This window comes from Staphylococcus sp. GDY8P57P (assembly GCF_017892585.1).
Lineage (GTDB): Bacteria > Bacillota > Bacilli > Staphylococcales > Staphylococcaceae > Staphylococcus > Staphylococcus borealis.
Map to the genome: position 1 here is coordinate 1 of NZ_JAESLK010000057.1, position 10,623 is coordinate 10,623.

The 10,623-nt window shown below is 33.5% G+C and carries 12 protein-coding genes and 1 pseudogene; 5 read left to right on the forward strand and 8 right to left on the reverse strand.

Features of this window, described 5'->3' with window-relative positions; translation table 11 throughout:
• Positions 1–117: 117 nt before the first annotated feature.
• Genes larC through larA form a run of 4 tightly spaced genes read right to left on the reverse strand, consistent with a single transcriptional unit; the run spans position 118 to position 4,208 of the window.
• A complete protein-coding gene (larC, locus tag KA878_RS13300; protein WP_193839698.1) occupies positions 118–1,308 on the reverse strand; it encodes a nickel pincer cofactor biosynthesis protein LarC in 1,191 nt (396 codons plus the stop codon).
• Positions 1,309–1,323: 15 nt separating this feature from the next.
• Positions 1,324–2,082, reverse strand: coding sequence for a nickel pincer cofactor biosynthesis protein LarB (gene larB, locus KA878_RS13305; RefSeq protein WP_193839697.1), 759 nt, complete (start codon positions 2,080–2,082; stop codon positions 1,324–1,326).
• Between the two features lie 12 nt (positions 2,083–2,094).
• Complete coding sequence (larE, locus tag KA878_RS13310) at positions 2,095–2,922, reverse strand: ATP-dependent sacrificial sulfur transferase LarE (protein WP_193839696.1); 828 nt, start codon at positions 2,920–2,922, stop codon at positions 2,095–2,097.
• A 17-nt stretch (positions 2,923–2,939) separates the two neighbouring features.
• On the reverse strand, positions 2,940–4,208 hold the full coding sequence (gene larA / locus KA878_RS13315) for a nickel-dependent lactate racemase (protein WP_070854535.1): 1,269 nt from the start codon (positions 4,206–4,208) through the stop codon (positions 2,940–2,942).
• A gap of 298 nt (positions 4,209–4,506) precedes the next feature.
• Between larA and adhP the strand changes: the two genes are divergently transcribed.
• The 4 genes from adhP to KA878_RS13330 all read left to right on the forward strand — a co-directional run bounded on the left by adhP (position 4,507) and on the right by KA878_RS13330 (position 7,532).
• A complete protein-coding gene (adhP, locus tag KA878_RS13320) occupies positions 4,507–5,517 on the forward strand; it encodes an alcohol dehydrogenase AdhP (RefSeq protein WP_193839695.1) in 1,011 nt (336 codons plus the stop codon).
• A 107-nt stretch (positions 5,518–5,624) separates the two neighbouring features.
• Positions 5,625–6,146 carry a VOC family protein gene (locus tag KA878_RS13325; RefSeq protein WP_193839694.1) on the forward strand — a complete coding sequence of 174 codons (522 nt, stop codon included), beginning with the start codon at positions 5,625–5,627 and terminating at the stop codon, positions 6,144–6,146.
• 108 nt (positions 6,147–6,254) lie between these two features.
• A complete protein-coding gene (locus KA878_RS14555) occupies positions 6,255–6,383 on the forward strand; it encodes a hypothetical protein (RefSeq protein WP_256323726.1) in 129 nt (42 codons plus the stop codon).
• Between the two features lie 273 nt (positions 6,384–6,656).
• On the forward strand, positions 6,657–7,532 hold the full coding sequence (locus tag KA878_RS13330) for a hypothetical protein (protein ID WP_193839693.1): 876 nt from the start codon (positions 6,657–6,659) through the stop codon (positions 7,530–7,532).
• Between the two features lie 300 nt (positions 7,533–7,832).
• Here the strand turns inward: KA878_RS13330 and KA878_RS13335 are convergent, their stop codons facing one another.
• Positions 7,833–8,396, reverse strand: coding sequence for an LPXTG cell wall anchor domain-containing protein (locus tag KA878_RS13335; RefSeq protein WP_193839692.1), 564 nt, complete (start codon positions 8,394–8,396; stop codon positions 7,833–7,835).
• A 367-nt stretch (positions 8,397–8,763) separates the two neighbouring features.
• On the opposite strand from KA878_RS13335, the gene isaB reads away from it, so the two are divergent.
• Positions 8,764–9,306 (forward strand): immunodominant staphylococcal antigen IsaB family protein, encoded by a 543-nt coding sequence (gene isaB, locus KA878_RS13340; RefSeq protein ID WP_193839691.1) that lies wholly within the window; start codon positions 8,764–8,766, stop codon positions 9,304–9,306.
• Between the two features lie 181 nt (positions 9,307–9,487).
• On the opposite strand, the gene KA878_RS13345 is transcribed toward isaB, so the two are convergent.
• The 3 genes and pseudogenes from KA878_RS13345 to KA878_RS13355 all read right to left on the reverse strand — a co-directional run bounded on the left by KA878_RS13345 (position 9,488) and on the right by KA878_RS13355 (position 10,458).
• Positions 9,488–9,562 (reverse strand): type I toxin-antitoxin system Fst family toxin, encoded by a 75-nt coding sequence (locus KA878_RS13345; RefSeq protein ID WP_142237154.1) that lies wholly within the window; start codon positions 9,560–9,562, stop codon positions 9,488–9,490.
• Positions 9,563–9,676: 114 nt separating this feature from the next.
• Positions 9,677–9,992 (reverse strand): annotated as a pseudogene (locus KA878_RS13350) (DUF4176 domain-containing protein).
• A gap of 370 nt (positions 9,993–10,362) precedes the next feature.
• Positions 10,363–10,458 carry a type I toxin-antitoxin system Fst family toxin gene (locus tag KA878_RS13355; RefSeq protein WP_089535969.1) on the reverse strand — a complete coding sequence of 32 codons (96 nt, stop codon included), beginning with the start codon at positions 10,456–10,458 and terminating at the stop codon, positions 10,363–10,365.
• Between the last annotated feature and the right edge of the window lie 165 nt (positions 10,459–10,623).

Below are 10,623 nucleotides of genomic sequence, written 5' to 3' on the forward strand. Positions count from 1 at the left end.
CTAATCTTAGTATGTTTTATAAAAGGCAATTCCTATAACACTCTAATAGGAATTGCCTTTTTGTATTGATATTAGATTTGTTTGTTTAAATCAATTCTGGTTCTACAAACGTCGTAATTATTTTAAAGATTCTCCAATATGGTATTGATTATTTATAGTGTTCATTACGGTATTATACACTTGATGTAATGGTATGGTTTTATGTTCGCTTATGGCTTTAATATCGTCAAACTCAGGTTTCATTTTTAAGATTGTTCCATTTTTTAAAGCGAATTTAACTTTTATTTGACCATACGGAGTCTCTATATCACGGAAAGCTCTTTTTAAAATGTGTCTATTCACTGTGTAACTGCGAACGCCTAGTGATGATGTATGTGTTAATACTAAATTTTCAATGGTTTGTTTATTATTAATTTTGCATAAGACTGTCAATTGAATTGCAGGGCGATTCTTCTTCATTGTAATAGGTGTAAAGTAAACGTCTAGTGCGCCTGCTTTCAATGTCGTATCCATAAAATGACCTAACATTTCTGGGGTCATATCATCAATTTGACACTCTATGACCTGTACTTGGTCGTGAGAAACTTGTTGGTTATCTTGGAATTGAATGACGCGTAAAACATTTGGAAAGTCAAAGTCTTTATTGCCTGCCCCGTACCCAATTTCTTGCATTGTTGCAGCTGGGAAAGCTCCGAATTGAGTGACTAAACTTTTAGCAAATGCTGCCCCTGTTGGTGTAGTCAATTCGCTTTGTACGTCAAATGCTGCGAGGGGTATGTTTTTTAGAATTTCTGCAGTAGCAGGTGCAGGTATTGGATAAATACCATGTGCAATATTAATTTTCCCGTTACCTGTTGGAATAGGGGAACAGTAGAGCGTATCGATGCCAAGCTGTTCCAATGCAATACAGCCTCCGATAATATCTATAATTGAATCCATAGCACCGACCTCGTGAAAATGAACGTCTTCTATCGTCATACCATGGATTTTTGCTTCAGCATGCGCGATCGTATTAAATATTGCTTTACTACGTTGCTTAACACGTTCTGGCAACTGACTATCATCGATTAATTTGAAGATATCAGACGCTTTTCGGTGATGATGATGTTCATGAAAATCAATCTTCAGCGTCATAGCATTGATACCTTGTTTAACTTTCTTATTAAAGTGAAGCGCAAAATCATCGATAGGTAATTGTTTTAATTCGCGTTCAATTGATATAGGGTCAGCGCCTAAGTCAACTAGTGCGGACAGCAACATGTCACCAGCAATACCAGCATGGCAGTCTAAATATAAAGCATTACTCATAATTATAGCTCCGTTCTATTGATTTTCTAGCATCTTAATAATCATTGCAGCATTATACCCTGCACCAAAACCATTATCTATATTTAGTACGCTTGTACCTGGTGCACAAGCATTAATCATCGATAATAAAGTGGTTATACCATTTAGGTTGGCACCATATCCAATGCTAGTAGGCACAGCATATACAGGATGATCGACTAAACCGCCAACAACACTTGCGAGGGCACCTTCCATACCAGCAATAACAATCGATACTTTACCACTGCGAATATCATGAATATGTTCAAATAATCGATGGATACCAGAAACACCTACATCGTAATAACGATTAACTTGAATACCCATTACTTCAGCTGTGACTGCAGCTTCTTCAGCTATAGGTAAGTCAGATGTGCCGGCACAAAGTATTGAAATATAGTGATGTGATTTTTCAATTGATTCAAGAGACGTACAGACTATATTTGCTTCAGCATAATAGTCTAAATCTGGGTGTTGTTGTAAAACATAAGATGCTTTTTCTTCATTAATACGTGTGACTAAAATAACATTGTGATGATTCGATAGACTTGTAATGATTTGACTGATTTGTTCTTTTGTCTTACCTTGGCCAAATATCACTTCAGGAAATCCTTGGCGCTTTGCTCTATGTAAATCAATTTTAGCAAAGCCCAATTCGTCATAATGACTGAGTTGGGCTTTAGCTTCATCAATGGATATTTGATTTGATTTTACACCTTCGAGCAAGTCTTCAATAAAGTTAGAATCTTTACTCATGAGTATACGTCCTTATACTAATTTAGTCGCTTTGGTATCAATGACTTCATTCATACTACCTGTTCTGTAGCCTTCTAAGTCAACAGTAACATAGTCGAAACCAAGTTCTTTTAAGCGTAATGTAATGCTTTCTTTGTTTCTAATTACAGTTGCCAAATCATCTTCTGATACTTCGATACGTGCAATATTGTGATGGTAACGGACACGTACGTTATTAACACCTAAACTTAAAATGTGTTTTTCAGCTTCATTGACTTTATTCACTTTAGTAAAACTTAATGCTTCGCCGTAAGGAATACGTGAAGCTAAACTACATAAAGCAGGTTTGTTCCATACAGGCAGATCGTGTTGTTTACTTAATTCTCTAATTTCTGATTTATAGAGTTTGGCTTCTTGCAGTACACTGCGAACGCCATATTCATCTCTTGCTTTTAAACCTGGACGGAAATCCTCTAAATCGTCCATGATCATACCATCTAATACATAGTTGAAACCTAACTCTTCTTTAAGTTGAGTTAATTTACCATACATCAAACGTTTACTATAGTACCAGCTTTCGGGTGTGTTTTTAACGATATTTGCATCTTCTAATTCAGCCATTTCAGTTTCCATAACGTCGATGCCTAATTCGCGACCTAATGCAATGGCTTGATCGAATTCTTCATTTCTGAAAAGTTCAGATTTAACAACAACCGGTTTAACATTTTCAGTACCTAATACATCCATTGCTTGTTTAAGTACTAAACTACTATCTACACCACCTGAAAAAGCAATTACGACACTGCCCATATCTTCTAATAATTGATTTAATTTAAGTTCTTTATTTTGTAATTCAGTCATGTTTATCAATCCTTTCATTATGCTTCGTCTTCTACGTAAGGAATCGTTAATGGACCTTGTGGCATAACACCAATACTTAATTTTCTGCCATATTGCGCTTCTAAATCGGCAATCGTTTGTTCAATATTTGATGTTGGATTTAGCATTGAGTCTTTAAGTTGTTGGTCAGTTAGCTCTGAATACACATATACATTTGCGAATGTTTGAATACTTGCTTGTTTTTGAACTTGCCATTGGTCCACTTCTGAAAAGTTCGGGTCATGAATTAAGTCTAGAATACCTTGTGGCGTGTCAGCCATTTTGAATATTTCAGCGAATTTACCATGATCAGGGAATCCGTCTGCACACTCAGATACCATAATGATATTGCCGCCTTCTTTTACAACTTTACTAGCAGCACTCATACCTTTAACGGTTTGATATAAGTTTTGGTCGAGAGGGTAGCCGGAATTTGAAGCAATAACCACATCGAAGCGGTCATCACATTTGAACATTGCGTGTTCTTTAACGTAAGCACAACCTTCTTTATGTGCCTCGAAGACATCGCCACCAAATGCAGCTGTAATTGCTTTATCTTTATTTAATGCGACATTTAACATGAAGTCAGGTTTGCACATCGTATTGACTTCACGTGCCATATCTTGAACAGGATTATCTTCTAAATTACCCCAAGTTGAGCGAGGGTCACCAATCATTTTGGCGTTGTGGAAGGTCTTAATTGTTTCAAGACCAGCGATACCTGGCATAATTCCTTTAGGTCCTCCAGAGAACCCAGCAAAGAAATGGGGTTCAATAAAGCCTGTTACGATTTTGAAGTCAGATTCAACGTAGTCTTTATTTAGATACACATCACAGCCATATTTACTGTGTCCAACTTTCACTAAACTTTCTTTTTCGTCGCAGTGATTGTGGACGATTTTTACGCTATTGACAATATCTTCACCTAACATTTGTACGAGTTCGTCACGTGTTTGATCACGGTGTGTACCTGTACCATTAATAATTACGAAATTCTCACGTGGCACATGGTTTAATTCCTCAATTAGTAAAGGTACGAGTATGTGATTCGGTGTTGGTCGAGTAATATCACTAATGACGATTGATACAATATCATCCTTATTAACCAATTCTTTCAGTGGCTTAGAACCTGTTGGTTGTCGCAAAACATTTTGAATTGCTGAAGTATAATCATCTAATGCTTCTATCTTTTGAGGTTCTATGACTGTACTATCATCAGGAACATTGACTTCTACTTCAGACTTTCCATATAGGACATGTGTTTTCACTAAAAATCCCTCCATAAGTCTTGATGCAATAGTTGTAATTAAGCAATTAATTAATTGTTATATGTAAAATTATAGCATAACTATATCGCGTTTTTTAATGGTAAGTGCGTAGTAGTTTAACGGTATTAGCATAAGTGGTAGTAACCATTTTATAAAAAGTAAAATAGTAAAAAATAAAATGTTTGAAAATTAAAAATAATTAAGTGAAAATGATTCCAATTCTGTAAGCGATTGCATATAATGAGTGTAGATTTACAAATTTATCATTAAATGTTAATTGAACAAGGAGTGATTGACCATGAAAGCAGCAGTAGTAACACATGATCGTAAAGTAAGTGTAGAAGATAAAGAAGTACGTGCCTTGAAACCCGGTGAAGCTTTAGTTCAAACAGAATATTGTGGTGTATGTCATACTGATTTGCACGTTAAAAATGCAGACTTCGGTGATGTAACTGGCGTAACATTAGGCCATGAAGGTATTGGACGTGTTATTAAAGTAGGTGAAGGTGTCGATTCGCTTAAAGAAGGCGATCGTGTCTCAATCGCTTGGATGTTCGAAAGCTGCGGCCATTGTGAATATTGTACAACAGGACGTGAAACATTATGTCGTGATGTTAAGAACGCAGGTTACACTGTTGATGGCGCTATGGCTGAACAAGTTATTGTTACTGCGGATTATGCAGTGAAAGTACCTGAGAACTTAGACCCAGCGGCAGCTTCTTCAATTACTTGTGCTGGTGTAACAACGTATAAAGCTGTAAAAGTGAGTAACATCAAACCAGGTCAATGGATTGGTGTATTTGGCATTGGTGGTTTAGGTAACTTAGCACTTCAATACGCTAAAAATGTATTTAACGCTAAAGTTGTTGCATTCGATATTAGTGATGATAAGTTAGATTTTGCGAAAGAATTAGGCGCAGATGCGGTTGTAAATACTAAAAATCAAGACGCTGTTGAAGAAGTAAATAAATTAACTGACGATAAAGGTTTAGATGCGACAGTTATTACTGCAGTAGCTAAAATACCATTCAATCAAGCAGTGGATGTTGTGAAAGCTGGCGCACGTGTAGTAGCTGTAGGTTTACCTGTTGAGAAAATGGACTTAGAAATTCCACGTTTAGTTTTAGATGGTATTGAGGTTGTTGGTTCATTAGTAGGAACACGTCAAGACTTGAAAGAAGCCTTCCAATTCGCGGCAGAAGGAAAAGTTGTTCCAAAAGTACAAACACGTGAGTTAGAAGAAATTAACGATATCTTTGAAGAAATGGAACAAGGAACAATCACCGGACGTATGGTAATTCAATTCTAATAACACATATTAATAGGTGAGAGAGTGGGTTCAATTTGAATTCACTCTTTTTTATTTCTCATAAATTTAGGGTAAATATATTTGAAAGCGGAAAGGAAGATGATTATATGAGCCATATTAAAGGGATTAATCATATTGGTTTAACAGTGTTAGATATAGACGAAGCGACAATATTTTTAAAGGAAGCGTTTGGCGCTAAAATTGCGTATGATGCATTAACGTATGATGATGAACCACGTGAAGGTGTAGAAGTTGAACGTATGCTAGGTTTAACTAAAGGGGCAAAAATTGTGCGCCAAAGAATGATTGTGATTGGAAATGGTCCGAATATTGAAATGTTTGAAGTAAAGAGTAATCATCAGAAAGATCCACTTAAACTTGAAGATTTGGGTTATCACCATATTTCATTCATGGTAGATGAAATTGAAGCGGTATTAGACAATGCCATACGTGCAGGCGCTGAACCACTATCTGAAACACATGATAATTCAACTTATGAAGATTCGAAAGGTAGTAAGAGTGTGTACGTTAAGGCACCGTTCAATGCCTTAATTGAGTTACAGACTATACCAAATGGTTATTATTATCCTAAAGATAGTGAAGCAAATGTATTTATTCCTGGTGAGTAGGGTGTATTAGCAACAATAAATTAACTGTTTAAATTTATAATAAAGTTATTTGATGTTATAATTATTTAATGAATATAAATTTAATCTATGAAGTTAAGAGGACAACAAATGAAAAACATCTTATTTGTAGCATCAATCGGTTTCGGCATCATTTTCTTCTATAAATATAAAACCCTTTTGGAAAAATATCGTTATGACATTGTAGAACTTGAATCAAGCGAAGATATTTTAGAATGAAAGCAAAAATTAGAAAATAACTACTAAATATGAAAATATAATCAATAAGTAGATTGAATAAGTGATAAGAAAGGGTTAAAAAGTAATTGAGATATTGAATCCAAAAATTTGTATGCTTTTATAGTATGACTAATTAAAAGGTTTGTTTTCTTGAATATCAGGATACAAGCCTTTTAATTTTGATTAAACTTAAATACTATTAAGTATTTTATATACAAATGGACGTATTGTGTCTTTCGGGATATGTATATTACACTTCGGGGGCGATACAAGTTGGATAAAGCAACACGCGTTTTATCATTGCTTACACGTTTAATAAATGGAGACGTTGTCAAAAAATCAGAATTTAGTAATATTGCTAATGTTGGAGAAAAATCTATACAAAGAGATATAAACGATTTAAATAACTTCTTTTATGAAAGTGATTATTGGAATAACAAACACACTAAAGTCGTTTATAGTCGTACTTTAGATGGCTATATATTATCGAATGGTTCATTTTCAAAAGATAGTGTTGCATTGCTAAGTCTATTAATTAAAATTAAAAGTTTAACACCCATCTTACATTTAGATGTATATAATTTGTTTCTGGATTTTTTATCAAACAATCGTATTGAAGATGAGTATTTGTTGAGAAATGCTTTAAATCAATTTAATATTAGAAATCAATCACTACCTGGTATGAATTTGATGAGATTACAAAAAGGTATCACTAAAAATTTGAAAGTTCGGATTGAATTAAATGACAAAATTATAGTTAAACCATTAGCGCTTGTTTATATGCATTATGATTACTGGTTAACTTATGAATATAAGTCTAAAATTCATACTGAAAAAGTACGTGATATTAAGTCACTATACATATTAGAATCCTCTTCATACTGTAGTGTTTCAAACATGCAACCTATTAAATTTGAAATTGATATTTCCATATGGACTCAATTTAAACAACAATTCTCTATCGCAAAAGTCTTGGAAAATAAGGATGGGAAAGTAATTGTTCTTGTATCATGTACTGAATTAGATTCTTATTATATTGCTTATCAATTAGCTCCATTGGCACGCATATTAGGTCCACAAACTTATATCGATTCTTTTATCAATCGTTTAGATGAGATCAAATACACTTATCAATTATTTACACAGTAAATAGTATTAAAAACATATAAAAATCATTAAGTATAACTACTATATTAAGTAAAGGCTAAGACAAAAAAAGATAGTGCTACTTTGCAAATTCGTAGTAGCTGACTGATCTAAAAATGCGCTTGAATCAAACTTTTATCAAACCTAGTCATCCTTGGTGGCGAGGCCGAACTGAGAGAATTTCATCAAGAAAAGCAAGTGGGAGTAGGACAACGAATTTATTTTAATTTCTGTCCTGCTCCCTTAAATTTATTGATTAATCAAACTGTTTTACTTTTTTACGAATTTTTGAAATCAAGTCAATTATTTTTCTTTTGAAAATCGATTGAATGTTAATAAAGATCCCGCTACTAACATTATTGAAGCGATAATTGTTATAAATATAGAATCTGTTGAATCTTCACCAGTTTTTGGCAATTGCTGTGTATCTGCTTTAGATGATGGTTGAATGTTTTGAGAATCAGTAGATTGTTGATTTGTTACATTATTAGAATAATTGTTATTATTCGTAGATTCGACAGATTGATTATTAGTAGCTGAGTTATTATTTAAATTGTTTGATTGAAAATAGTTTTGTGCATCTTTAGGATATACATATTCTATAGGAGCTAAGCTTTCACTCAAACGTTCACCTTTTTTTACTCTGTTTAGATACTCTTGGTATGTTTCATTACCATTTACTACGGTAACATCTGAACCAGGTCCGCCTCCAAAGCCTTCAGTTTCACCTGTCTTGTTTTGATTAAATTCTTCCTCAGTAAATACATAAATAGGTCGTTTCTGTTCAGCTGCATTTGCATGCCCTGTTAAAATACTTGTTGATAACACTGTACCTAATAATGCTGTTGTAACTAATCTCTTTTTCATATTTCCTAACCTCCAATTATTTAATTACAATTTGAGTTTATAAGAACAGGAGGTCAAAGATTGTCCAGTTAGTGAAATTTAAATTATTCTTTCTTTTCATTTCACTTCTACATGTTTTATTTAGTTAAAATTCATCCCTTTTATTTTTTTAATCTATATACAAGAAGATATCATTAATAAGTATATTCATTTTTGCTATGTATCTATTGTAGATTTAAAATCATTTATTACGTTAATTTTATAGAAAATGTATAAAGGTTTTAAAATGTAAAATTGCAATTTTAGAAATATTGTTGTAATATTGTAAACAAATCGTAATATAACGATTGTTATGACGATTTGACTAAGAAATGAGAGGAAGATTCATATGAATAAAACTGCCAAAGCAATTGTTAGTGCAACTTTAGCCATGGGAACAGTATTCGGAGTCGGAGCCTCAGTAGAACAACCACACCATAATCAAGCACATGCAGCTACTACACCATATTATACGTATAGTGGCTACGTAAATAACGATGGTTCATTTTTATTAAATAAAACGTTTAAAAATGCGGTTAAGTATGGCAATGTTACGTTTAATGGAACTAAAATAGTACCTCAAACGGGGACAAGCAGTAAGTTGAACAACTTTAGTAAATATGATCAAAACTTCTTTTCAGTGAAGTCTGGAAAGAAAACAGCAACATCTGTTCAAATTAAAGTGAGTAATGTAACTGTGAAACAACTTAAATCCGTTTATGGTAATGATCTTGTAGAGCAAGCAGATGTTCACGGTCATAAAAATCCTAATAGCGATGATTATAAATTAGTTAGTGGCCAAAATGGTAATTATCATACACCAGTAACGTTTGTACAAAAGAACGGTAAAGTACAATCAGCAATTATTGGATTTGAAGGCTCAGGAGCTTAAAATATAAGGAGAACGCAATTTCAAAAATAGTTGAAGTACATACTATTTTGTTAAAGTAATCGTCAATTGTATTCTTTCTTTATCGAGTGTTATATTATGTCTGTTGAAGATTATATGCATATATGTACCAACACCCTCACTATTGCGAGTAGTGAGGGTGGTTTTGATGTGGTTATGCCGCCTATTTATCGTTACGTTTACGTAACCAATGCGTAAACAACGCAACGATACATTCACTGATGACTGTGGTTGTGATATTAAGCTTCCACCATTTATCATGTACCTGCGCTCTGCGTTTAAATTGACGCTTAAGAGATAAAGGATCTAAAAATTCTCGTATCTGCCAATTTGCGATGGCATATAACTTTCATTAAATCAAACCGAAGCTATCTTTTTGTTGAACAGTACCACGTTGAATATCTTTATCCAAATTATTGATCATTTCTTTAAATAATTTTTGAAATCTTGTTTCATCTTGATCAGAGTAGCCCCCAAATATAACTTTATCAATATTCTCTTCATTGGAAATAATGGATTTGCGCTTCTACAATACCAACTGGGTATTTACATGCTGAATAATCGAACATATACTTTTGACTCTCAATTTCTACAATTGACCCTCGATTGATAATCATTAACTTTTGAGAACCTTCTTTTAAATATATAATGCTTCCTATTGTTTCCATTTTATCTCACTTATCTTTACTTTTATTTTAGATTGATTCAAGTTCGATATGTTTATTTACTCTGATTGACTTAGCTTACTTATAATTACCTCTTCGTTGTCATATGCAATGAGGTTCATTAATGAAAACATGAAAAATATTAAGGGACTTCCAATATAAATCATAAGATTGTTTTCAACACCAAAAATAAGTCCTATCATTTGTAACAATACTCATTTTCAAATTCTATCCCCTTTATATTCCATAATTTCAATTTTGCATTCCTATCCAGTATGGTGTTATAATGTAATTAACAAAGATGTCTGCATTTGATGCACCAAACCCCTCACTATTGCGAGTAGTGAGGGGTTTTTTGGTGTGATTATGCCGCCTATTTATCATTACGTTTACGTAACCAATGCGCAAACAACGCAACGATACAACCACTGATGACTGTGGTCATGATGTGAACAAAGATATCTGTCATTTTTAGCACCTCCTCTCTGCGTCTAGATTGACGCCTGAGAGATAGGCGACCTTAATATTATATCATCTACGAATTTACGATGATAGGTAACTTCTGATAAGTCAATTTATGTTAAATTAAAATTATCTTTCTTTTGAACAGTACCAAGTCAAGTCCAGACTCCTG